This window comes from Coprococcus sp. RTP21428st1_C9_RTP21428_210409 (genome assembly GCF_040227395.1).
In the GTDB taxonomy this organism is placed as follows: Bacteria; Bacillota; Clostridia; order Lachnospirales; family Lachnospiraceae; genus Coprococcus; species Coprococcus aceti.
The window spans coordinates 1-22,678 of record NZ_JBEHVV010000023.1; the positions used below are offsets into that span (position 1 = coordinate 1).

Below are 22,678 nucleotides of genomic sequence, written 5' to 3' on the forward strand. Positions count from 1 at the left end.
AAGGTGCTTCTGAAGAAATTCTTCGCCGAGGATCCTGCATTTGTCAAGGAATTCAAGAATCATTCAGCGGCAAAATCTATACACCATGGATACATAGGAGGCCTCTTGGAGCACTCACTGGCAGTTGCCAAGATGTGTGACTACTACACCACATATTATCCGGTGCTCAACAGGGATCTGCTGATCACAGCGGCACTTCTCCACGACATTGGCAAGGTCTACGAGATCTCCAAGTTCCCTGAGAACGACTACACAGACGCAGGTCAGCTTCTGGGACACATAGTCATGGGAACGATGATGATACGCGATAAGATCAATACCATAGACAATTTCCCTGCAAAGGCGGCAAATGAGCTGGAGCACTGCATACTGGCTCACCACGGGGAGCTTGAGTACGGCTCACCAAAGAAGCCGGCACTCATCGAGGCTCTGGCACTGTCCATGGCGGACAACACAGACGCCAAGATCCAGACATTTATCCAGGAGCTGGATGCGGCAAAGGACAACAATGGCTGGCTGGGCTTCAACAGAGCATTGCAGTCTAATATAAGGAAGACGTCGGATAATTAATAACGGCAATAGGAAGAGAGATAGTATATGTCAGATATTAGGAACAATAGGAGACCTAAGAACAATAGACGAGTAAATGGTATGCAGAGAAAAAATACCATGGAGGCAGTGAATAATGCCAGTTCAGTTGTTAGAACATCCGGAACGGATGCGGCAAATACTGGTGAAGTCACGCTCGTCAAGAATGAGGATTACCAGGTGCTCATCGAGGACATGGGCAATGACGGAGAGGGCATTGGACACGTTCAGGGCATGACTGTATTTGTCAAGGATGCCGTGGTGGGCGATCTGGCGGAGGTAAAGATCGTCAAGGTGAAGAAGAACATAGCCTACGGAAGATTGATGAAGCTCATCACACCATCGCCATACCGCGTGGAGCCGGTGTGCGACAAGGCGAAACGATGCGGCGGATGCACCATGCAGCAGGTTTCCTATGAGCAGCAGCTCGAATACAAGTGGAACAAGGTGAAGAACTGTCTGCAGAGGATCGGCAAGATGGAGAACGTGGAGGCCATTATGGAAAAGCCAGCCTACGGCATGAACAATCCATTCCACTACAGGAATAAGGCCCAATTCCCTGTCGGCAGAGACAAGAATGGCAATGTTGTCATCGGATTCTACGCTGGAAGAAGCCACGACATCATAGACACAGAGAGCTGTGCCATCGGTGCGCCAGTGAATGACAAAATAGTTGCTATTGTCAGAAGCTTCATTGAGGACAATCACATATCGACCTACGACGAGGAGACTGGAAGAGGTCTGGTCAGACATATCCTTATCAGAGTTGGATTTACCACCAAGGAGATCATGGTGTGTCTGGTGACAAATGGCAACAAGCTTCCGCACAGTGAGATTTTGATAGATGAACTGGTTAAGATAGACGGCATGACGTCCATCTGCCTGAACGTCAACATGGAGAATACGAACCGTATACTCGGCGATAAGTGCATAACCCTCTGGGGGCAGCCGTATATCACAGACTATATCGGTGACATCAAATACCAGATATCACCATTGTCCTTCTATCAGGTAAATCCTGTCCAGACAAATGTCCTGTACAACAAGGCTTTGGAGTATGCGGACCTGTCAGGCGACGAGACTGTGTGGGATATGTACTGCGGAATAGGAACCATATCATTGTTCCTCGCACAGAAGGCTAAGAAAGTATACGGAGTGGAGATTGTTCCCCAGGCTATAGATGACGCAAGACACAATGCCGAGATCAACGGGATCACAAATGCCGAGTTCTTTGTCGGCAAGGCCGAGGAAGTCGTTCCCGACATATACAAAAAAGGCGGCGACGGTTCCCATGCAGACATTGTTGTCGTGGATCCACCGCGAAAGGGCTGCGATCAGGTACTTCTGGACACTCTGGTCCACATGGCACCGGAGCGTATCGTCTACGTGAGCTGCGATCCGGCAACCCTGGCTAGGGATGTGAAAATACTTCAGGAGAAGGGGTATGAGGCGAAAAAGGTGGCGGTTGTTGATCAGTTTTGTCACAGCGGGCATGTAGAGTGCGTGACATTGCTCCAAAGGAAAAATACCTGAAACTCCTTGAATTTAGGCACTTTGAGCGACATGTCCTGTTTTCACAAAGTGACCGAAAAGAGAAGAAAAAGGCAATTTCCAACGGAGTAAATGTCCAAGTGGTTGTGAAGGTGTAGTTCGGAAACACAAAAATCTATCGTTCATATTTCATCAATAATAACTAACAATTCAATAAGGTAACAAAGAGGTTTGAGCCGCTTATTTTCAAGTGATTTTGAAAATAAGCGGCTCGTTTTGTTTTGACAGAGATTATCTGGCAAACAGTATTTTTTAGGAGGTAATTGAATTTATGAAGAAAAAGGAAGAATTGTATTCTTGTTCGCAACAAGACCACAATGCAATGGCTGAAACGGATATAAAGATGGTTCCCATTGCGGATTTACACGACTTTGAGGGGCATCCCTTTAAGGTAGAAAATGATATGGCACTTTTTGAGCTGATGCAGAGTATTGAAAAAGAGGGTGTCATTGTTCCAGCATTGGCAAGACCGAGAGCAGAAGGCGGCTATGAGCTGATTGCCGGGCATAGAAGAAAGGCTGCCAGTAAATGGGCAGGTCTTGATGTAATGCCTGTGGTAATCAGAGAACTTGATGATAATCAGGCAGTTATAGCTATGGTAGACAGTAACCTGCAAAGAGAACATTTGAAACCAAGTGAAAAGGCATTTGCTTATAAGATGAAGCTTGATGCGATGAAGAGGCAGGGGGCGAGGACTGATTTAACTTTTTGCCAAGTTGGCGAAAAGTTAGAAAATCCTACATTACAAACGCATTCATTGGCTGGTGGATATGATGCTGATGGAAAATGGATGTTGTTGCAAGATAAAAGCGTCGAAGATGCAATTATAAGAAGTAATCAATCATTGGCAATGCAGACAGGAGAAAGTCAAAGGCAAATATCACGTTATATTCGTCTTACCAATCTCATCCCTAAGCTTCTTGATATGGTAGATGATGGAAAGATTGCTTTTACCATTGCGGTGGAACTTTCCTATCTGACAGAGGAACAGCAGTATGAACTTTATGAAGTTATGGATATGGAGCAATGCACACCGTCATTATCTCAGGCTAATCGTATAAAGCGAATGAGTCAGTATGGAGAGCTGGATATGGATGTAATGTTTCTCATATTAGAGCAGGAAAAGCCAAACCAGAGAGAACAGATTAAATTGCGTGCAGATGCTGTGGAGAAGTATTTTCCGGAAGGATATACACATAAGCAGAAAACAGCGTTGATTGAACAGCTTTTAAAGGAATGGCATGAAAAACAGCAACTTGATAAAACAAAGGGTATTGGTACCAGCCGGGGTAAAGTAAGATAGGAGGTCGTTAAGATGAGCAATGAATTATCTATATTTGAAGCTATGGGCGGAACATACAGAACGGTGGATGGCATTTTGTATCCCAATATTAGTGAGTGTTCGGATAATACTTTATCCGTCACAATCACTGATGTGGGAAAATATGGTCTGATTTGGATTTCTTATATGAAAGAAAATCATATAGACCGATACCGCCACCATATCCGTATGGGGCAGCTTCATCGTAAGGCACAGGAAGTAAATGAGCAGGTTTATGAGATGTTGGATTCAATTATGAATAGGTATTTGGCATCACATAAACCGAAAGACACTAACTCCACAATGGAAATGTGGAAATTAAGAGAGCAGGCTAAACAGCTTGCGGAGGAGGTTATTTATGGAGAGATTGTATACCAGTATCACTAACAAGGAACAGAACAACAATTATTTGCAGACCGGAAGAACGGGAGAAAGAGAGGATTTTATGAGAGAGAATTTATTTATGACTGAAACATTTGAGGCACCTGTTAGGATTGCACTGGATCACGGCTGGAGTTCCATTAAGGGCGAGCATACTTTTATGGAAACTTCGGTGGTGCCTGTAGAATATACGCCACTGACCAATCACGGACTTTTGGAATATAAGGGTAAGAAGTATATTGTGGGTCAGGGCAGACTTGGAAAGCAGGCAACTAAGACCGAGAATGAGAATTACTTTTTGCTGACCTTGGCAGGGATTGCCAAGGAGCTTAAGTATCAGGGTAAGGCACAGGCAGAGCATGTGGAACTGTATGCAGGTGTGCCACTTACCCTGTTTGGTGCGGAGCGTAAGGAGTTTCGTGATTATCTATGGCATAAGGAACGCATTTCTTTTAACTTTGAGGGAGTGCATTATTCTTTTTATATGGATAAGGTTAAGATTTATGCCCAGTGTTATGCGGCTATTGCAAACCGTATGGGAGATATGGACAGACTCAGATGTGTGGATTTGGGTTCTTGGACACTGGATGTGCTTAGTGTCAGAGATAAAATTCCTATGGATAAGGACGCTTACACCTATGAGCTGGGACTGATTACCACCATTGAGCGTATTAAAAAGGATGCCTTACCTACACTTCGCTGTGAAATTCCGGAGGATGATATTATTGATGTTATCCGTGGAAAACAGTCCAATGTAAATGCTGATTTTATTCCATTTATTGAAAAGGGATTGCAGCAGTATGCTGACGATGTGGAAGCAAAGCTTCGTGAGATTAAGGTAGACCTTGCCCATGAGAATATTGTGTATGTGGGCGGTGGTGCATGTGTGATGAAGCGTTTTGGTAGAACAAAGGGTAGAAATATCCAGTATGTAACGGATGTGAAGGCAAATGCAATTGGTTATCGTTATCTTGCTGATAATCTGGGATAGGAGGTACCTATGGGAAATTCAATATCCTTTCGGCTAAATCCGAAATGTGCAAGTGACAGAAAAATCCTTGCATGGCTGGAAGAAAAATCCAGCCAGCCGGGATATATGAATCAGACAGAGCTCATCAAGCAGGCATTAATTACTGCTATGGTGCAGGAGGAAAAAGGTGTCAAAGAAAAGGAAGCTACCCAGTGGATGGACGAAGCAATTCATAAAGCAGCGGAGGAATTTGCAAAGGTTGTGCAGGAAACATCACAGAATGTGGCAAATAATACCTTTGCAGGAGTGATGGGAGCCATGATGCAACAGATGAATATGGGTACCATGAATTTGATGCAGGGGACACAGCCTTTAACCGGAGGATATATGAATTCTACTGTTATCGGTATGAAAGTACCAGTGAATGGTATGTCAACTAATGTTCCCAACATGGTGTCATCTACGACTGAGACACAGGTGCCTGATGATGAGTTGAAAACAGATGATTTCAATGGTATGGATAATGACACGAAGAGTAAGCTGGGTAATCTGTTTGATATGGATGATGATTAAGACGGACAGCGTAAGAAAAGAGCGTATGACGGACTGTCTTACAAAAAGGTGCGATGTAATACACATTTGCCTTATTTGTAGAACAGACCTTTTTCTATGGGAAAAAGTGTCATATGAGTTTCTTACGGAGCCGGCTAAGCCTTCGGCATAAAATAAAGTCTGCTTGCAGGCTTTATTTTTTTGACCGCAAGGCGAAAGAAGCTGGGGCTTGGGGATGCCAAATCCCCAACAAGTTCCTGCCCGTGTATATACAGGGCGGAACTTGCTCTACCTTATGCGACGTATCCGGAGCTTGTGCCGACTTAGGTCGGCACGCATCAGTGGAAATAGGATTTCTTTTAGAAATGATGCGCAGAGCTGTAGCAGGATTTCATATGGAAAGCGTGTTTGGTGGATTTTCTGTAAGACGGGTGTATGACAGATTTCTATATAACCGGCGAGCAGATATATGCGCGGGCAACGAGCCAAGCGAGAATGCTTGCATTCTCATTTGGCGACTGCCGCGACAGCGAACAGTTTACTGTGAGCTTGCGAGCCGCTAGAAATTTCAGTAGGAGATATTCACGAGCCGTGCGAGTGTATCCGTGAGCGACCATAGGGGAGTGAGCGTAGACCAGAGGGAGGAGCGAAAGCGACGGCGAAAAGCATCTGCCGTATACGGCAGCATTATTATTTCTACAGGAGTAGCAATTAACAATATAACAGTTTTAGGACATGAGAAGCAGGTGAGAAATTGCCTGCTTTTTGTTTTGTCAGATTGGAGGTTTTGTATGGGAAAGACAGATAAAAAGAAAGAGAATATGGCTTTAATGTCTATGCGTATTTCCGCAGAGGATAAGGAACTGATTGAGGAAAAAGCGAGAAAAACCGGGCTTACCACTTCAGAATATATGAGACGATGTGCTTTGGGCAGGAAACTGCCTTGCTATGGAGATACCGGTCTTTTAAGGGAGTATTCCATGCAGCTTGGAAAGATTGGCTCGAATCTGAATCAGATAGCAAAGCATTTGAATGGTGGTGGCGATTTTTGCAGCGTTTATTATGAAGTAAAGGAAGCCGTAAGGGAGCTGCTTGATTTGAAGTTTAAGATTCTGCCGGCATTGGAAGATGTGGCTTGTGGTAAAAAACGCAGGCGTAAAAGCGGAAAGGATGGTGAGAGCTAATGGCGATATTGAAGCATATTTCAGTAAAGAACAGATTTTATTCTGATGCAGTGGAGTATCTGACCTGTCAGTTTGATGAATATACTAATAAGCCCATTCTGGATGGAAAGGGCAGGATTATGGAGCGTGAAAACTATCTGATTGATGGCGTGAATTGTGATGTGGACAGTTTTGGTGCAGAGTGTATTGAAACCAACAGATTTTATGGAAAGAACAATTCTGTGAATGATGTAAAGGCACATCATTATATTATCAGCTTTGAACCGGAGGATGATATTACAATGGAACAGGCAATGGAGTTTGGAAAGAAGTGGCTTGCAGAGTTTGCTCCGGGGCATCAGGCAGTAGTTGCAGTGCATCCAGACGGTCATAATAACAGCCGGAATATGCACATTCACATGGTTATTAATTCCGTGCGGAAATTCCCCGGCAGGAAAAGCATATGGCACGATAAACCATGCGAGTGGAAGCAGTGCTGTAAGCATAAAAGCACTGGTAAGATGATGTATCATGCAAAAAAGTGGGTAATGGATAAGTGTATCCGTCTGGGATTGGGGCAGGCGGATTTACTTGCCAGAAAGCATAAGGATAATTACTGGGTGGAAAAACGCCTTATGGATAAGAATGCATCAGACGGTGTGGGAGTTACTTCCGACCGGGAACTTATAAGAAATACCATTGACAAGATTCTGCCGACGGTAAATTCATTTGAACAGCTGATAGAGTATCTGCGTGCAATTTACCACTGGACGATTAGAGTTACGAATAAAACTGTGACTTTTGCCATGCCGGATATGAAGAAAGGAATCCGAGGTAATAAGCTGGGAGAATGGTACGGAAAGGCAGAGCTTGCGGACAGGATTAGAGGTTTTGTTGCAGAAAGGGAAGCAAAAGACCTTGCCATGAAGCAGATGGAAGCAGAGATTGAGGCATTGATTCAGTCAGAGCAGGAGAAGAAGCGAAAACAGGCAGAAGAACTGAAAAAGAGGGAAGGGATATCAGCCATAAGAAATCGTGTGGCTGAACGCAATAGCCGTAGATTCAATCTTTATCTGGATGAAATGGACAGAAAAGAGTGGAATAATGCTTATCTGGAATATCTGGAAGGTCAGGAAATAGTGGACTGGAAAACAGCTACAGCAGAAATGATTTCTACACCGATTATGACCAGAGTGGAATTTGAAGCAATGCAGGAAAAGCAGGCTAAGAGAGAAGAGGCTGTTTCATCATATACGGAGACTCCTGTTATTGATGAAGTGGTTGCGGGGAATGAAGAATCTGTGGTTGGGATAAATGATATAAGTGTAGAAGAATCCTTCCGGCACCTACGGATGATTTTGAAGCAGAGTTTAAAGCATTTAAAGAGCGTATGGGTTATGTGGGTGCTAAGCTTGCAAGTATTCAATACAAGATGGAAATTCATGATGAGTTTCGGGAAGAGTATGATTACCGCAAGCGTTATCATAAGGTTGAGGAAGTCAGAACTGTAGATAGAAGCAGGGGAGCGAGATAATCGCTCCTGAGCTTTATGGGGAAAGAATAAATGATAAGATTTCAGATTGTGAACAGAAGATGTTATGTTATAATAAGTGTGAATGTGTGAGAATTTATGCTTAACTTGAAGTTTCGTGATTGTATGGGAGAAAAAAGAAATGACTATAGAAGAATTCAGAGAGAAGGCTAAGGATGAAGAATATGCACCTGGATGGGATGCCATTGAGGAAGCATTTGCTAAATGTTATCCTGGTCAGGAGCCAAATCATTATGGCTCTAATTTTGAGGCAAGAGCAATGTTTGGCGGTTCGGAATATATTGATGGATATTCAATTTACAAGTCGCCACATGGACACCGGCATATTGTAACCTTTGGCATGACAGAGCTTTATGTTGATGAGGAAGCTTTTGGTGGAAAATATAGTCGCTGGGGGTACGAGATGACTTTTAAACTGAAAGCGGATAATGATGATGATTGTATGTGGGCGATAAATTTCCTTGGAAATCTTGGAAGATACACCTATACAAAGGAAAGCTGGTTTGAGCCCGGACATTTTATGTCAAATATGGGAACCCCTATAAAAGTAGGTGCAGACTCACTGATTACAGCCATCCTTGCAGTAGAGGATACAGAGGTGCCGGGAATTGATACAATATATGGTCGCGTTGATTTCCTACAATTCGTAGGTATAACCAGTGAAGAGTATGAAATGCTTAAGGCAGATCCGACTAAAGTTAAGCCGCTTGTTGATGCCATGAAAAAGGATAATCCTTACCTTGTGACAGATTTAGGAAGAAAGAAATCTTACCTGGTATAATTTTGTATATGATAGATCTGCTGTAAAAATGATGTGAACATTATGAAACGTGCAATAGCAGGTCATTTATGAAAAGTTATCGGTAAATGAAAGGGGTACATTATGTCTGCTGATTATGAAAGAAAACTACATAGAGCAGTTGCCCAATTTGTCAAAGAAGCAGATAAAAAATATCCCAACTGGAGCGAAAGAAATGATAACGGGGAATGGGGAATCGGATTAGATAAATTTGATGATATGTATAAGGTTATTCTCGAAATAATAGAATATACATCCTGCGATGAGGCTACGGAGCAAATGCTTGATGATATCTTGTTTGGAATTGCTAGAGATAATGAATGCAGTCGTATTATAGAGGTGTTATTAAAATATCCTGATTGGTATGCTTTACTGTGTGAAAAGGTGCTGTTTACTGAATATATAAATGCAAAGTGGCAGTTTGAAGAGAGTCTAAAGGATTATCATGGCAAGGATGAAATAAAAGCTTTAATCTTCGATTTCCTGCAGGTTGATGATGAGTATACACAGCGTATGGCACTAAAGTCATTAGCATATATCCATCCGGACAAAGCAGAAGAGCACGCAATAGAATTTTGATGGAGAGATAAATATAAGGATGATGCTTTTGGGCATGAGCATCAGAAAATAATGGTGCTTCATGTACTGCATATGATTCATTCAACCGAGCTGGAAAAGTACCTGGATTTGGCGGATGAAAGCGAATATTATTATTTGAAGGATAATGCAAGGGAAATACGCAAAAGGATGGAATAGGAGAAGCTATGGAGTTAGATAATAACGATGAGAAGTTGAATATTGAAAACACAGACACCATTGATGGCATGGCATATGAACAGGATACTTCCAGCTTGATACTTCTTCTTGCAGATGGAATGGACTGGTCAGATATAAATCGACATTTATTGTTATTGCAGGAGAAACTCAATACATATATTTGGTACATAGATTCAGGACAATATGAGGAAAAGTATCCAAATGTTAGAAGGATAGAATTGCGTGTAAGCTTTCTGTTTGAGGAACCGAAGCTGTGCCATAGGCTTTTAGAAAAAGCAAAGCATGTGTTTATGAACGTGTTTGAAAATGTGGAGATGATAGTAGAGAATGGAGAAATTAAAGAAGGCGAAATATATGGACAAGGATCCTTTTAAGGGAGTGTGTGTTTGCTAAGATGTGGGATGAGAATATAGTATATGGACCGTACGAAATATAATTATAGCTCAGAACTGGAGGTAGAACTGGTGAAAAAAACGCTGTGTTATGTATATTAGTATTATTTGTATTAACCGGATGTACGACAAGTGAAATTGAATATGAAACAAGTAGAGATGAAGTTATATATTCACCTAGTGGTAACTATTCTATAACTCTACGATATGACTATGTAAGTCGTCCATATATTTTTAAAGATGATACATTGGTTTTCGAAACAAATAAACCAGGATATAATGAAACAGTATACTTTAAGGTTGAATGGGAATCCGAAGATGAAATTTTTTTGTATATCGAATCGGATAACGACAAATATAGTAATGAAAAATATTTTATAAAAATTGATTAAAATAATATCTTAGTTAATGTATTAGTCGAACTTGAAAAAATACCTGGATCTGGCAGATAAAAGTGAATATTACTATTTGAAGGATAATGCAATCGTGACAAAGTTACCAGAGATAGGATATATGGAAGAGCTTCATGATGAAGATTGGTATGAAAAATCATATATATGGTTTTACGGAGAATGGTTAGGTTCAGAGGAGGCAAATGTGGAATCAAATCTAAAAACTATGGCAATGCGAATAAGAGATTTGTTAAAGGAGAGTAATCATGCTCAATGGAAGGAAGTAGATGATTTTCTGAAACAATATGAGCATATGCATGTGTGTGATGAGAAACTTATACGTAGAATGGTATGTAACTGTCATATTCGGGCATGGGGAGATTTACATATTGCCGGCATTGAATATGGCGACTGGATAAATCTATTAGAGGATTTTTCAGAAGCATTAAAAAAACATGTAGACGAAAATGTACTGTGACTAGATGGTTGAAATGAAAGAAAATGAATGCCGGATTATTAAGCTTGGCAGGGATGCGTTGTCTGAATTGATATACGAGTATTTTATAGATAGTTGTAATAGAACTGTCTTAATGTTGGTGTTAAAATACTAAGGAGAAGAAGATGGAAGATATGTTAAATGTTGCAGAAGCAAAAACAAGATTAATTCAGGAGCTGTCGGAGATAACTGGTTTCAAGTATCTTAAAAGTGGTGTGTTAAAGAAGACCGTGAAAGATATTGTGTTTGAAATTAATTTCTTTTCTTCAAAATGGAATGAATCCGGTCAAAGCATCGAGATAAATGCAGAGTTGAGACTTATCTATAAAACGTATGGAAAATTACCAGTCGATAATGTTGTGGCATCTATGAGTTACCAGCCAGAGAATGGATATTGGTATGATATATCAACGGAAAGCAGGTTGCTTGAAACAAGGAATATATTAGAAAAACGATTTCAAGAGACAGCAATGGACTTAGTACATAGATTTGAAAATAATTATCATTCGGCTGTACAATATCTCTTCTTTGAAGGGTTTGAAAAGTATGATGTACATCTTGATTTTATAGCAGAACATTTAGGACAGGAAGCAATTAAGGATAAAGCACATCAAATATATGTTGGACTGTCAGATGAGGTAAAAGAGCAGATTGTTCAATATCAAAATGGAGCAAGGAATAAGACGTGGATGCTAAATCGGTGTAATTTGAAGTATATTGTGGATAATGATATTTACCTTCAATGAATAGGTTGGCAATAAAAAAGTAGGTGGTGGTTGATAAAGATGTCTGTATTGGATAGAAATGTTGTAGATTTTGGTCATGAAGACGATGACAAAGTTACAGTATGCATTAGTGATCACATTCCATGGGATTCAGAGATATTAAAAGCGCACTTAGAGGTTCTTCAGGACAAAGTAAACGATTATTTAGACTATATTGCATCGGGGCAGATATACGAAGACTTCGGTGGAAGTGGCAAGACTCCAAATATAAAAGTTATTTTTTGTCACAAGCCTACTGAAGAGGTTGAGTTTATTCTCAACAAAATAAAAGAGACGATTATGCGAGGTATCCGGATTTCCAAGAGGCTGTCTATTCCCATGAAAAATGGCTTATATTAATTGGTTCAGGATATGGAAAATGCAAGGGAAATACGCAAAAGGATGGAATAGGAGAAAGCTTTGCGATTCAAAATATATAGCATCGGATTTGCTATAATTTAGATTGCGGATTCATTTTCTTTGTTTTTGGATATGTTGTACTCTGCTCATTTGAAGTCTAAAAAATAAGAAACTTTCGCATTTAAGCAGTAGATTTTGCAGCAGAAAAGGAGGATTGAAAAATGACACAGAAAGAAAAACTATTTTACTACTTGGACAGGATAAATAATAGCACCGAGCTTAAGGATGAAATATATTGGAAATGTGGATTGGAAATATGGAAACCTAACGAATTACAGGATGACTTGGAATCTCTAATGGAGGGTGGCTGTAAACAGAATTATGAACTTATTCCATTTGCCAGTGATGGTGATGGTGGAGTATGTGTATTGGTGGATAATCAATATGTTTCCATGATTGATTCGGAAGGTGGAGCCGGATATATCGCAGCTTCTGTAGATGATTTTATAAATATACTATTATGGTACAAATATATTCCAATTACGAAAAAAGTATTTGATGGTTTTGAGGAGTTTATAGAAGATTACCAGAGAGATGAATACGGTTCGAATACATCGGAGCTTATAAATGATTTTTTACAATCTGAACATCTTGATTTGGATAACAGAATGGTATATGAAAAATTCCTAAAAGGAGTCTCATTGACTCCTGCATTCATCATAGAACCGATGGATGAAGAATATGAGATTTCAGAGAATTTGTTCAGATTCGATGAAGCAGAATTTAATGAAAAGATAAGATGTACAGGCTTTGCGGCTAATGAAGGAGATGTTGATATGGTTTTTGAAGATGCGTTCACTGATTTACAGTCAGAATTTGTTTCTCTGTGTATGGAATATACGGGCGGATGCGTTGATAAAATATATATCTATATTTATCAGGATGCATCACAGAAAATGTTCAATGCTATTTTTGTCAAAGGAGATAGGGTCATACCTGCCGGTAATTTTGCTGATGATGAAGCCTCTGATGAATTTTTATCAATTGGAACAAAAGATATTAGTAAGCTAGTTGAGTTGTGTGATATGTACCAACAAAAATGTCCGAATGAATATAAGCTGGAGTTTGATGTTGCAACTCATAAATTTGATGCGTCCTATCGTTATGATGACTATACCAAAAGTGGAATATCCCCTGTGTCAGAATTGATGAGCTGGTATGGAGAAATTAAAGAAAGTATGTAGCACGTGACATTTTGAAGTTTATATATTGAGCCTGTGCCAAAGAAATGTGATAGGAGAAAGAAGAAATTGATTCAACATACATATGATGTGCAAACCTTTGATGATGGAAACAAAATAATTCGCCCTGCTCTTTCGAATGAGTATGAAGCACTGCTTGGCTGTCTTATTGATTTTCCGGATTTGATGGAAAGAAGTGTAGACATAGTGATTGACGGTGAAGCTGAAATATATAATACGGCTGGAAATGTTTTTTCTGCGGACATAGAAAAGGAAATTACCGTTATAACATGTTATTTGGTTGACGATTACGAGCCTCTTTGCGTAAGTACCGAAGATCTTAAGAAGCTTCTTTATGAATGGAATAATATCCGGAGATTTAAAAAATCTCATAGTAAACTATATGATATTTTGCTGGCAGAGCTTGAGGCTGGAAATACAATACGTGAAACCTATAGAGGTCGTTTCAGTGATAGTGATGAAACAACATTTATTTTTCTAAATAAGACACTAAAGACGAAGGTTAGGACGGATATCCCGGGTATAACTTATATGGAAGTAAATGACCCGCATTATTGGAATGCAGAATATGATGACAAAGAGAATAGACTTTGCCTTGCTTGGTAAGGGAATTAAGTAGGAGGAATGTGTATGGATATGAATGGAATCTATCAGAAAGATAATAAATTTGATGGCGAGGAGAGCTTGTATTATGTCCTTGCTGGAAACGGTGGTTCTTCACGTTTGAGCAAGAATGAAAAGTATCATATTATTACATGTTCTGCTGTTGCAATATATGATATAAATGCTGATTGTGTGGTAAAGAAGATAAAGATTATGACATGGCCTATATCAAATCAGGAGTATGAGGCACAGAATGAAAACAGCGAATATTTTAACAGATTTAAAGATGGTGTGATTTATAAGGTTTTGGGAAGATTACAGTATAGTACCTTTGGGGAACTTGCATTTTTGTATGTAAAAGAGGTATTAGAAGAAAATGTATCCGGAACAAAGCTTGATAAAAAGCAGGAAAAATATCTGGCACCGATTGTTTTAGAAGATGATGTTTTGGGGAAATTGGTGTTAGAGAAATCAGAAGGGCTGTTTGAAGGAACGTATCATTTTTTAGGTAATGATATTACGATTTATATTGAGGTAGAGTGGAGCAGTAAAGCAACCTGGAAAAAGCCTTTGGCTGTTGCAAGAGATTTTGTGGAGCATATTGTGTCAAGAGATGAAGCATTTAGAGAATATATTGCAGCTGATGAAGCATTGTATGACGCTGCTTTGGAGTGCTTGGAAGACTATGAAGATGAATGTGAAATTCATTTTTCTACACCGGAAGAATTTGCAAACGCATTAAAAGAACGCATGAAATACATCTTTGTGAATCAAAATGGTTCCTATACTATAGGATATGATGATGGCTATGTATTTGGCGGACATGAGATTGATGTAGATGTGGATTCTAAGGGCAAAATGGTGTGTGCGGATATGAGATAGATAACAGCCTTGGCAATCTGTACAACAATCGGCTTTAGAAAATAACTTGCACAGGAAATTCGCAAAAGTATAGATTGCTTTTTTGAAGCACAGAAATGTCCAAATGGTATGGAAATCCGTTTATTTGTGTAAGAATTGGTGAGTTTTTTTGAACAGAATAATGATAGGAAGGAGGTAAGTGAGATTATGAACACAATTAACAAGAGTATAAAAGAAGCCCTGTTTAGAGCCTATAACACAAGAAACAGAAACAACAAAAATCAGAAACGTTTTGATGTGATATTTGGAACAATATTTTTTTTGTGTCTCATTTTGACTATAGCTGCATTTGGCTTGATGGGAGCGAACGTAAAAGCAGGAGTTATCATGCTCCTTGTAATTTTTTTATGCTTTGGAGCAGCTGTTACATATGCTTTGCTAAGGAAAAAACGTATTATGAAGCTGCTGTATTCGGTGCCTGTGGGAGCGGAAAATATAGAAAAGATAGATGTTAAACAGGTAGAGATTCTGAATCAACTGTACGAGGAATCTGCACTTACTATTGGAATGGAAGCTATTCCGGATGAAGAATTTTTCAATATTCTGTACAACTGGTTAATCGGCATGAATGCATTGCCGGAAGGCAAACTTAAACTGTATTACCTTACAGGAAAGCTGTGGAATCAGCGATTTGCCTGCAAAGTAAATGATGATACGCAGATTTTATGTATCGCTATGGGCGATCTGAATATCAATGCAGAAAATACGGAGCAGTTTTCGTATGAGCATATGGTGTTTGGAAGATATTTGGACGACATAGTTACAGGGGGTTAAATCTATCAATTTGAATATTCATTATTCAGCACCCGATTGGGTGTGGGATAAGTTGTAATAGGTATATTGGAGTGGAAAGGGAATTTAAGTATAGAATGAAATTCATAAAAAAGCATCCGTATTTATTTTGGCAATACATTGGTTTTTTCATATTGGCGGTTGATTGTCTGTATGTTTGGTTTAATTTGGAAAATGAGCAGGTAAGCTATGCATTTATTGTACTTTCGGCAATGCTTGCCTTTGCGATTATAACTCTGTCGCCTTTTGTAATTAAATGCAGGAAAAAAATGAAAGACCCTGCAGAGATAGAAGAATCCTATCGGTACAAATACATCGAAGAATGGTATATACATATATATGGCTCGGCAAAAGGTGTGGCTGTTATTATAACTATGATCGTTTTGTTTATTGGTGGTACGTGTGTCCTGACATACTTCGGTTTACCTTTTTTGGCATTTTTATTGTTTTATGTCGATGTCTGGATTTACTGTCTGTGGAAAAACCACGTAAAGCGCACATTTTACAAAGTACCAGATGGTGCAAAACGGTGTGAGCTTATTTATGTGAAGGATATAGCATTTCTTGATTTGCTCAATTCCCAGACTGCACTTTGCTACTTTTCAAAGCCAAGTGACGAGATGCTTGATTTTTTATATAACCGATTTTATAGTGAAACATTAAATCAGAAGCGCTTGCTTATGAATGAGCATCTGAAAATTTATGTGGTAAATGGCAGGGTTTTTAATGAAAAGTACGGCATTTCCAAATATGACTTACCGATGTCGGATGAAGAATGTCTGCTTTGTATTCTGCCTGACGAACTGAACCCTGAGGTTATGAGTAGCAAGGAAGTTGCATTAAGAGATTATGAGATTGGTGGGGGTCTGTTTTCTGAGTATGTAGAGAACTGTCCGGAGTTGATGTAGTTGTGAAGATGAAGAGGATACAAAAATGAATGATAATTCTTTGAAATTACCCAAATTTAAATATCATCCTAATGTTTACGATAAAGAAAAAGTTTTAGATGCAGTTCAGTTCGATAATAATGTATGCCAGTGTTGTGGCAACAAAACAGATGTGTATGTGTCAACTATGTACTGCAGTGGAGAAGTGGATTGTATTTGCATGGAATGTGTGGCAAATGGTAAGGCAGCAGAAAAGTATGATGGTGAATTTATCCAATACGCAGAGGAAATATCAGATGAGGAGAAAAGGACTGAATTGTTTAGGCGAACACCGGGATATTGTTCTTGGCAAGGCGAATATTGGTTGGCATGTTGCGATGACTATTGTGAGTATTTAGGTGATGTAGGATATGCGGAATTAAAAGAGATGAATTTAGTAAGTATTATTGAAGAATACAAAAAAGTAGAGGGAATGGACTTTGATAATGAAATGTTAGAAAAGGGCGGTTCCCTGGCTGGATATTTGTTCAGATGTATTCATTGTGGAAAATTTAGATTGAATGTTGATTGTGATTAAGGGAAGCAATGGAGTTAGGTAAGAATGACAAAAAAGGGTGCGTGACTATGCTTAGAATAAAAGATGAATTCCTAAAAGGGGTGTCATTGACTCCTGCATTCATCATAGAACCGACGGATGAAGAATATGAGAATTCAGAGAATTTGTTCGGATTCGATGAAGCAGAATTTTATGAAAAGATAAAATTTACAAGTTTTGAGGATAGAATATCTGTAATTGATGTGTTAAAATAAGGGAAAATGAAATTTCCTTTATTCAGGTTATTAAAGCTTGGAAATGGAATTAAGCAGGAGGAATGTTTTATGCCATACTTAATTGTAGCAGTTGTAGTAGTTATTTTTATTGCCGTAGTTTTTATAGTGGCAGGAAAAGACAGTAAAGAACGCATAGATATGGTTTCTAAATTAACAGAGGAGCAGAGAAATATTTTAATGTCAACAGAAGTGAATTTTGTTGAGAAAAATGCATGGGTACAAAAAGCAATGGTAGCGAAAATGAAGGATAAAGGAAATAAAATAGACATAAGGCTATTATGGTTTAACGAGGTACTGCAAAATAATGAATATAATAAAATTACAATTGCAGATGTAGCAATAACAAAATCAGAACAGGAAGAACACAACGTAAAGGAAGGCGATTTTGTAAAATTCTATTTTGCACCGGAAAAAAGTATAGGCAGGACAAAAATAATATGGGAGTAGGCTTTAATTTATACGAAAGTGAATGCTCCGCATTATTGGAATACAGAATATGATGACAAAGGGAACAGACTTTGTCTTACTTGGTAAGGGAAAGCTGAAATTCTAAATTTGCTGAAGGGGCAATTATGATTTTTGAAGATGCATTTACAGAAAAACAATCAGAAATAATATCAATGTTTTTAGAGGTTATAGGTGATAATGTAGATACAATATATGTTTTCATTCAATCGGATGAATGGTCAGCAATGGAAACATGTGCCTTCGGAGTAAAAGGCTCAATACTTGGTAATCTTGAAGCGGGTATATCGGATAAAGATATATTAGAGATATTTGATGTGATAGAGGATGAAATTATACCTGAACTTGAAGATATATGTAAAGAATACGATATGCCTATGCCTCAAGAATTTAGGTATGTATATAATGTTGCTTCCGGTGCATTTGATTCAAATTATAGATATGGGGAAGAATTGAGTGCACTTGAAGATTATGATCCAGGAATAGAAGCCCAGAAGTGGATAGATTCGTTTAAAGTATGATTAAATAAGCACGCATTTATTTGAGGTTGATAAATCGTGGAAAATTGAAAGGATACAGAGAAATGAGATGGATTGCCCTAAAATGAGTGTGGGGCAATCCACCTTTCGAATTATGATTGCGAATCCGCAATCATTTCCAAGGTTCCAATGTTTTTAATAAAATCTCTCTCCACCGGAGAAAGGCTATCCTCCAGTCGGTTTTTATATTTATCATATTCAGCATGAGCCTTTTCGATAGCCTGTTTATGGCTGACATGACCGCTGGTGGTAAGTATATCCCTTCTGGTCATTTTCAAGTAATCGTCAATGGTTTCCAGCCAGTCCTTCATATACATAGGCTCCTGATTAAGGGCATGGACTTCGGCAATGTCAAGGTACGCAGTAACGATTTTGTTTAGGGCATCCAGTTCTGCTTCCGAGAGATAGTTTTTGGCAACTTCCACATCAGAACGATGTATGGTATCACCACTCCATGAAGTAAGTCCCATATTTTCCTTTTCTGCATCAGCACGCTGATAGATTACTTCAGCAGCGGTGTGTTTGTGGGCTGCCCAGTGCATTTTGTTCTGAACTTGCTTGAAAAATTGGACAGAGGCTTCAGCATGAGGATCATAATCGATACTGGTCGCATAGATTTCTAACACTTTTCTCCAAAATACTTTTTCAGAAGAACGGATGTCTCTGATACGGGCAAGCAGTTCATCAAAGTAATTGCCGCCACCCAATCGTTTTAAGCGATCATCATCCAGAGCAAATCCTTTTTTCATATATTCCTTTAAAATTCCCATAGCCCAGATACGAAACTGTGTACCACGATGGGATTTTACACGGTATCCAACGGAGATGATGACATCAAGGTTATAGTGATCTACATTGTAGATTTTACCGTCTGCGGCAGTTGTTGCAAAATTTGCAACAACTGAATTTCGCTGTAATTCCCCTTCTTCAAAGATTTTTTTGATGTGGCGGGATATGGTTGATTTATCACGCTGAAACAATTCAGCCATCTGGTCAAGTGACAGCCATACTGTATCATCTTCAAAAGTTGTCTCTATCTTGGTCAGTCCGTCTTCGGTTGTGTACATAATGATATTTGAGTTATTCATAGACTTAATACTCCTTTTTCTTCGCCCTGCTCTTATACACATTGTACTGGTTCTTGCATTGAGGAGAGCAGAATTCCATATTGCTTCTGGTTGCTACAAAGGCACTGCCACAGTGCTTGCATACTTTCAGAGTAGAGTTATCATCGGTAAGCATAAATGAAAACATCATTTGGATACCAAGCAGTAATGAGTGGAATTCCCACACAATAGTAGGTTTGTCCAGCAGTTCTATGTGATAAGTTGGTGCAATACCGCCAAATACAGCCATTCCCTGTCGGTACAGATTTCTTTCGTTTTCATCTAACCGGTCATAATCCTGATAATACAGAAAACTTGAGAAAAAGGTAAATGCCCAATCTCTGAATACTGTCACAAGCCAGTCATAGCGTTCTGCATATTCTTTCTGAAAGCTCATAAGAACTGCCTGCGGTTTGTTCTTCATCGCCATAATCAATGCAATCATTTCCGAACTGTCAGTACTCCATGAAGATTCAACACCATGCTTTACAAAATCAATATTATCAAAAGGAAAAAAGTAGGACAGGTACTTTTCTGTGCTAAGACTTTCTTCCCTGATAAAATGGTTCTTTGGTAAATATACTGCTTCATATGTAATAAACTCCGGTGTGGTAGGTAATGCGGTCATAAGTCCGAGCAAACCATAATTGCAGGCAAAATCAATAATAGAAGCCTGAAGGGATTCTTTCGGTTCTTCCTTCATGGCAAGAGTGCCTATGTTAATGGCAGCCAGAACCATATCCTGATATTCTTTAACCGGATTGTAAAGGGATGGCTTTGCATCCTCTGTGGGAGTGATATAGAGAGTTCCATTGTCTGCCTTTTTCCATTCGTATTTATCATATTTTACCCAGTTGGAACTGGAGTTTGCAAATAAATTCATCATATACTTCCTCGTTTCTATATAAAAGTAATTGAATAAAATTCAAAACTATTACTATCATAGCACAGATAAAGGGAAATGTAATTACTTTATTTCTATTCTGTGGCTTTTCTTATAATAGATTAGCAGTTGGTCTGATTTGTTATGCTTTTCTGGTACTGCTTTAATACCTTTCTTGCCAGCACACCGATTTCACGGATAATCTTTTCCTTTTCTTTTTTAGCTTTTCTTTGTATGTCAGGTATTTTCTCTTTGTACTTTTCCATAAATTCCTGTTCTGTTGTCCATAGAGGGATATCAAATTCTTGTCGTTCTAAAAGCACCGCAATTACCTTTTTGGTTATCTGACCTAAGATGGTATTTCGCACACCTCTGATATTACGGTCAGTCTGTCCCAACAGATTTCCAACATAAAGAGTGCTGTAATCTCGAATATACAGATAATAGATAAGCTCTTTGTAACTGTCTTTCAAGTCATAAATAATCTTGGAATAATCCTCATCCGTAAGAAATTCATGCATTTCAAAGGGGCAGTCAAATATTACATCCAGAAAATCACCTTTCATCATCTGCCGCCAGTAGGTGTGGTGGATTGGATAGGGGATTACCACCGGATTCTTTGGAGCATCCTCTGTTAACCGGTTCATTTCCCTGCCTATTTCGTGATAGCGTTCCTTTCGTTCCCGGTTATCATCTAAGTGATCCCACTGCTTTATGACTTCCTTAAAATCTTCTTCGGTTCTCGCACCATCTTCCAGTCTTAAAAGAGCCTGTGCACGAAGCTCCCGTTTTAACATTGTGCGTGAGGCTGCTTCTGTAGCTTCTTCCTCCGGTACATCAGCATCCGGTTCAGGGTAAGCAGCCATTTCTAATTCTATTTCTGCAAGTGCAGCCTGCTCAATGATTCGTGCCTGTTCCATTTCTTCCATATACAGGAGCTCATCAGAGGCTATATTGTCTTCATTTTCTATTGATTCTTCGTAGTCTGGTTTCAATTTATATCATTCCTCATTGCATTATTTTCAAAAAGTTTCAAAAACACTTCCGCAAAACCACTTCTGTTTCTCCTATTAGTGAAAGGGTAATCTTTTTGAAATTAAAAAGATTACTTTGTGTGCTAGCTGATTCTTATAGAAGAATTATAACATAAAACAAACATATGTTCTACGACTTTTTATAAGAATTTTGGAGCATGCGTGCAGACTTGGAACGAAACAGTAGGAATTATGAAGGGAGGTTTTGCTATGGAATGGTGTCAGTTAGATGCAAAGAAATGTCTGGAATTCAGCAAGAAGATGGCAGTGATTAGAAAACTGGTTCGTCTTGGATTGATTTCAGAGAATGAATATATTCTGGCAAAGAATAAGATTATGAGTTCGTATCATATTCTGGAGTCGGAATATTTCAAATCCAATGCAGGAAATAAGGTTGCTTAGCAACCATAATCAGTATTGGGGAGATGGCGGAGTCTGTATATGCATGAAAATGTATATGCAGGCTCCTTTTGTATGTTCGTTCATATTTTCATTTTTTAGTATGCTTGGTATGAAGGATAAACCAAGCACGGGTTTAAGAAGGAGGATTTTTATGGCAGAAGTAGAAGTTATCAAGGCGGTGGAGGGTCCTATACTCCGCAAGAGAGATTATGAGGGTAAACCACTTGTTATTACAAGACAGAGAGTTGCGGCATATGTCCGTGTAAGTACGGATGGTGACGAGCAGCTTGAGAGTTTCCAGTCCCAAAAGCAGTATTATCAGGACAAGATATCAGAAAACCGGGACTGGGTTATGGTGGGTATTTATGCAGATGAAGCCATTACTGGAACAAAGGTGGACAAGCGTGAGCAGTTCCAGAGGATGATACAGGATTGTATGGATGGAAAGATTGATGTGATTATGACAAAATCAGTATCACGATTTTCCAGAAATACGGTTGATATCCTGCAGTATGTGCGCCTTTTAAAGGAAAGAGGTATTGCAGTGATTTTTGAAAAAGAGAATATCAATACCTTGACGGAACAGGGAGAAATGATGCTTACACTTATGGGAACGCTGGCTCAGAATGAAGTGGAATCCACATCAAAAAATGTGAAGCTGGGCATTAAGATGAAGATGAAGCGTGGAGAACTGATGGGCTTTAACGGTTGTCTTGGTTATGATTATCATCCGGAGGATAAGACAATTACAGTTAATGAAGCAGAGGCAGAAACCGTGCGATTGATTTTTGAACTGTATTTGCAAGGATATGGAACTTATACCATAGCAAAGCGTCTGGAGGCACTGGGGAAACTCAATAAAAAAGGTGTGGCAAAATGGACGGACAGTGGTGTG

28 protein-coding genes are annotated in these 22,678 nt (G+C 39.1%); 25 read left to right on the forward strand and 3 right to left on the reverse strand.

The features are described from left to right. From ABUA34_RS06330 to ABUA34_RS06440, 23 genes are all read left to right on the forward strand, one after another. Nucleotides 1–570 (forward strand): 3'-5' exoribonuclease YhaM family protein (locus ABUA34_RS06330; RefSeq protein WP_349823031.1); only part of this gene is annotated, 570 nt, incomplete at its 5' end. A gap of 27 nt (nucleotides 571–597) precedes the next feature. After that, nucleotides 598–2,121 carry a 23S rRNA (uracil(1939)-C(5))-methyltransferase RlmD gene (gene rlmD / locus ABUA34_RS06335; protein ID WP_349823032.1) on the forward strand — a complete coding sequence of 508 codons (1,524 nt, stop codon included), beginning with the start codon at nucleotides 598–600 and terminating at the stop codon, nucleotides 2,119–2,121. A 340-nt stretch (nucleotides 2,122–2,461) separates the two neighbouring features. After that, a complete protein-coding gene (locus tag ABUA34_RS06340) occupies nucleotides 2,462–3,442 on the forward strand; it encodes a ParB/RepB/Spo0J family partition protein (protein WP_055145747.1) in 981 nt (326 codons plus the stop codon). Nucleotides 3,443–3,454: 12 nt separating this feature from the next. Beyond that, entirely contained in the window at nucleotides 3,455–3,847 is a 393-nt protein-coding gene (locus tag ABUA34_RS06345) for a TnpV protein (RefSeq protein WP_022216209.1), read from the forward strand. Then, entirely contained in the window at nucleotides 3,819–4,832 is a 1,014-nt protein-coding gene (locus tag ABUA34_RS06350) for a ParM/StbA family protein (RefSeq protein ID WP_055145149.1), read from the forward strand. The genes ABUA34_RS06345 and ABUA34_RS06350 overlap by 29 nt, the downstream gene beginning before the upstream one ends. A 9-nt stretch (nucleotides 4,833–4,841) precedes the next feature. Continuing rightward, on the forward strand, nucleotides 4,842–5,384 hold the full coding sequence (locus ABUA34_RS06355) for a hypothetical protein (protein ID WP_055271929.1): 543 nt from the start codon (nucleotides 4,842–4,844) through the stop codon (nucleotides 5,382–5,384). 770 nt (nucleotides 5,385–6,154) lie between these two features. Next, complete coding sequence (locus tag ABUA34_RS06360) at nucleotides 6,155–6,547, forward strand: plasmid mobilization protein (RefSeq protein ID WP_055145155.1); 393 nt, start codon at nucleotides 6,155–6,157, stop codon at nucleotides 6,545–6,547. Then, a complete protein-coding gene (locus tag ABUA34_RS06365; protein ID WP_349823033.1) occupies nucleotides 6,547–8,037 on the forward strand; it encodes a relaxase/mobilization nuclease domain-containing protein in 1,491 nt (496 codons plus the stop codon). Before ABUA34_RS06360 ends, ABUA34_RS06365 begins: the two co-directional genes overlap by 1 nt. Nucleotides 8,038–8,199: 162 nt before the next feature. Further along, entirely contained in the window at nucleotides 8,200–8,859 is a 660-nt protein-coding gene (locus tag ABUA34_RS06370; RefSeq protein WP_349823688.1) for a suppressor of fused domain protein, read from the forward strand. A gap of 102 nt (nucleotides 8,860–8,961) precedes the next feature. After that, nucleotides 8,962–9,456 (forward strand): hypothetical protein, encoded by a 495-nt coding sequence (locus tag ABUA34_RS06375; RefSeq protein ID WP_055145163.1) that lies wholly within the window; start codon nucleotides 8,962–8,964, stop codon nucleotides 9,454–9,456. A gap of 185 nt (nucleotides 9,457–9,641) precedes the next feature. Beyond that, the gene (locus ABUA34_RS06380) at nucleotides 9,642–10,028 is read left to right on the forward strand and encodes a DUF6572 domain-containing protein (protein WP_022215869.1); all 387 of its coding nucleotides are present in this window, start codon (nucleotides 9,642–9,644) and stop codon (nucleotides 10,026–10,028) included. 504 nt (nucleotides 10,029–10,532) lie between these two features. Continuing rightward, a complete protein-coding gene (locus ABUA34_RS06385; protein ID WP_055145172.1) occupies nucleotides 10,533–10,916 on the forward strand; it encodes a hypothetical protein in 384 nt (127 codons plus the stop codon). Nucleotides 10,917–11,059: 143 nt separating this feature from the next. Further along, nucleotides 11,060–11,680: a hypothetical protein gene (locus ABUA34_RS06390; RefSeq protein WP_022215867.1), complete on the forward strand. Its 621-nt coding sequence runs from the start codon at nucleotides 11,060–11,062 to the stop codon at nucleotides 11,678–11,680. Nucleotides 11,681–11,719: 39 nt separating this feature from the next. Then, nucleotides 11,720–12,058: a DUF6572 domain-containing protein gene (locus tag ABUA34_RS06395; protein WP_022215866.1), complete on the forward strand. Its 339-nt coding sequence runs from the start codon at nucleotides 11,720–11,722 to the stop codon at nucleotides 12,056–12,058. Nucleotides 12,059–12,279: 221 nt separating this feature from the next. Next, entirely contained in the window at nucleotides 12,280–13,302 is a 1,023-nt protein-coding gene (locus ABUA34_RS06400) for a hypothetical protein (protein WP_021938297.1), read from the forward strand. Nucleotides 13,303–13,335: 33 nt separating this feature from the next. Beyond that, complete coding sequence (locus ABUA34_RS06405; RefSeq protein ID WP_172674904.1) at nucleotides 13,336–13,926, forward strand: hypothetical protein; 591 nt, start codon at nucleotides 13,336–13,338, stop codon at nucleotides 13,924–13,926. Nucleotides 13,927–13,950: 24 nt separating this feature from the next. Continuing rightward, nucleotides 13,951–14,805, forward strand: a complete 855-nt coding sequence (locus ABUA34_RS06410) for a DUF2262 domain-containing protein (RefSeq protein WP_022215864.1) — start codon at nucleotides 13,951–13,953, stop codon at nucleotides 14,803–14,805. A 186-nt stretch (nucleotides 14,806–14,991) separates the two neighbouring features. After that, complete coding sequence (locus ABUA34_RS06415; protein WP_022215863.1) at nucleotides 14,992–15,618, forward strand: hypothetical protein; 627 nt, start codon at nucleotides 14,992–14,994, stop codon at nucleotides 15,616–15,618. 185 nt (nucleotides 15,619–15,803) lie between these two features. Then, nucleotides 15,804–16,544 (forward strand): hypothetical protein, encoded by a 741-nt coding sequence (locus ABUA34_RS06420; RefSeq protein ID WP_172676634.1) that lies wholly within the window; start codon nucleotides 15,804–15,806, stop codon nucleotides 16,542–16,544. Between the two features lie 25 nt (nucleotides 16,545–16,569). Continuing rightward, the gene (locus ABUA34_RS06425) at nucleotides 16,570–17,100 is read left to right on the forward strand and encodes a CbrC family protein (protein WP_022215861.1); all 531 of its coding nucleotides are present in this window, start codon (nucleotides 16,570–16,572) and stop codon (nucleotides 17,098–17,100) included. A 47-nt stretch (nucleotides 17,101–17,147) separates the two neighbouring features. Beyond that, nucleotides 17,148–17,333 (forward strand): hypothetical protein, encoded by a 186-nt coding sequence (locus ABUA34_RS06430; protein ID WP_156329424.1) that lies wholly within the window; start codon nucleotides 17,148–17,150, stop codon nucleotides 17,331–17,333. A 69-nt stretch (nucleotides 17,334–17,402) separates the two neighbouring features. Then, nucleotides 17,403–17,801, forward strand: coding sequence for a hypothetical protein (locus ABUA34_RS06435; protein ID WP_022215859.1), 399 nt, complete (start codon nucleotides 17,403–17,405; stop codon nucleotides 17,799–17,801). A gap of 125 nt (nucleotides 17,802–17,926) precedes the next feature. Then, nucleotides 17,927–18,340, forward strand: a complete 414-nt coding sequence (locus ABUA34_RS06440; RefSeq protein ID WP_022215858.1) for a hypothetical protein — start codon at nucleotides 17,927–17,929, stop codon at nucleotides 18,338–18,340. 110 nt (nucleotides 18,341–18,450) lie between these two features. On the opposite strand, the gene ABUA34_RS06445 is transcribed toward ABUA34_RS06440, so the two are convergent. The 3 genes from ABUA34_RS06445 to ABUA34_RS06455 all read right to left on the reverse strand — a co-directional run bounded on the left by ABUA34_RS06445 (nucleotide 18,451) and on the right by ABUA34_RS06455 (nucleotide 21,342). Next, nucleotides 18,451–19,446: a virulence RhuM family protein gene (locus ABUA34_RS06445; RefSeq protein WP_022215857.1), complete on the reverse strand. Its 996-nt coding sequence runs from the start codon at nucleotides 19,444–19,446 to the stop codon at nucleotides 18,451–18,453. Nucleotides 19,447–19,450: 4 nt separating this feature from the next. Then, nucleotides 19,451–20,350, reverse strand: coding sequence for a hypothetical protein (locus ABUA34_RS06450; protein WP_022215856.1), 900 nt, complete (start codon nucleotides 20,348–20,350; stop codon nucleotides 19,451–19,453). Nucleotides 20,351–20,469: 119 nt separating this feature from the next. Then, nucleotides 20,470–21,342: a hypothetical protein gene (locus tag ABUA34_RS06455; protein ID WP_022215855.1), complete on the reverse strand. Its 873-nt coding sequence runs from the start codon at nucleotides 21,340–21,342 to the stop codon at nucleotides 20,470–20,472. Between the two features lie 231 nt (nucleotides 21,343–21,573). Between ABUA34_RS06455 and ABUA34_RS06460 the strand changes: the two genes are divergently transcribed. Further along, complete coding sequence (locus ABUA34_RS06460; protein WP_156329422.1) at nucleotides 21,574–21,783, forward strand: hypothetical protein; 210 nt, start codon at nucleotides 21,574–21,576, stop codon at nucleotides 21,781–21,783. 151 nt (nucleotides 21,784–21,934) lie between these two features. Continuing rightward, the coding region (locus tag ABUA34_RS06465) for a recombinase family protein (protein WP_349823035.1) at nucleotides 21,935–22,678 on the forward strand (744 nt) is incomplete at its 3' end.

Excerpts from the sequence above, each read along its gene's own strand:
- ABUA34_RS06400 (WP_021938297.1), top strand. The coding sequence starts at position 12,280 with ATGACACAGAAAGAAAAACTATTTTACTACTTGGACAGGATAAATAAT.
- rlmD (WP_349823032.1), top strand. The coding sequence starts at position 598 with ATGTCAGATATTAGGAACAATAGGAGACCTAAGAACAATAGACGAGTA.
- ABUA34_RS06395 (WP_022215866.1), top strand. The coding sequence starts at position 11,720 with ATGTCTGTATTGGATAGAAATGTTGTAGATTTTGGTCATGAAGACGAT.
- ABUA34_RS06380 (WP_022215869.1), top strand. The coding sequence starts at position 9,642 with ATGGAGTTAGATAATAACGATGAGAAGTTGAATATTGAAAACACAGAC.
- ABUA34_RS06340 (WP_055145747.1), top strand. The coding sequence starts at position 2,462 with ATGGCTGAAACGGATATAAAGATGGTTCCCATTGCGGATTTACACGAC.
- ABUA34_RS06445 (WP_022215857.1), bottom strand. The coding sequence starts at position 19,446 with ATGAATAACTCAAATATCATTATGTACACAACCGAAGACGGACTGACC.
- ABUA34_RS06440 (WP_022215858.1), top strand. The coding sequence starts at position 17,927 with ATGATTTTTGAAGATGCATTTACAGAAAAACAATCAGAAATAATATCA.
- ABUA34_RS06430 (WP_156329424.1), top strand. The coding sequence starts at position 17,148 with ATGCTTAGAATAAAAGATGAATTCCTAAAAGGGGTGTCATTGACTCCT.
- ABUA34_RS06425 (WP_022215861.1), top strand. The coding sequence starts at position 16,570 with ATGAATGATAATTCTTTGAAATTACCCAAATTTAAATATCATCCTAAT.
- ABUA34_RS06355 (WP_055271929.1), top strand. The coding sequence starts at position 4,842 with ATGGGAAATTCAATATCCTTTCGGCTAAATCCGAAATGTGCAAGTGAC.
- ABUA34_RS06360 (WP_055145155.1), top strand. The coding sequence starts at position 6,155 with ATGGGAAAGACAGATAAAAAGAAAGAGAATATGGCTTTAATGTCTATG.
- ABUA34_RS06345 (WP_022216209.1), top strand. The coding sequence starts at position 3,455 with ATGAGCAATGAATTATCTATATTTGAAGCTATGGGCGGAACATACAGA.
- ABUA34_RS06415 (WP_022215863.1), top strand. The coding sequence starts at position 14,992 with ATGAACACAATTAACAAGAGTATAAAAGAAGCCCTGTTTAGAGCCTAT.
- ABUA34_RS06450 (WP_022215856.1), bottom strand. The coding sequence starts at position 20,350 with ATGATGAATTTATTTGCAAACTCCAGTTCCAACTGGGTAAAATATGAT.
- ABUA34_RS06410 (WP_022215864.1), top strand. The coding sequence starts at position 13,951 with ATGGATATGAATGGAATCTATCAGAAAGATAATAAATTTGATGGCGAG.
- ABUA34_RS06460 (WP_156329422.1), top strand. The coding sequence starts at position 21,574 with ATGAAGGGAGGTTTTGCTATGGAATGGTGTCAGTTAGATGCAAAGAAA.
- ABUA34_RS06370 (WP_349823688.1), top strand. The coding sequence starts at position 8,200 with ATGACTATAGAAGAATTCAGAGAGAAGGCTAAGGATGAAGAATATGCA.
- ABUA34_RS06435 (WP_022215859.1), top strand. The coding sequence starts at position 17,403 with ATGCCATACTTAATTGTAGCAGTTGTAGTAGTTATTTTTATTGCCGTA.
- ABUA34_RS06390 (WP_022215867.1), top strand. The coding sequence starts at position 11,060 with ATGGAAGATATGTTAAATGTTGCAGAAGCAAAAACAAGATTAATTCAG.
- ABUA34_RS06350 (WP_055145149.1), top strand. The coding sequence starts at position 3,819 with ATGGAGAGATTGTATACCAGTATCACTAACAAGGAACAGAACAACAAT.
- ABUA34_RS06365 (WP_349823033.1), top strand. The coding sequence starts at position 6,547 with ATGGCGATATTGAAGCATATTTCAGTAAAGAACAGATTTTATTCTGAT.
- ABUA34_RS06375 (WP_055145163.1), top strand. The coding sequence starts at position 8,962 with ATGTCTGCTGATTATGAAAGAAAACTACATAGAGCAGTTGCCCAATTT.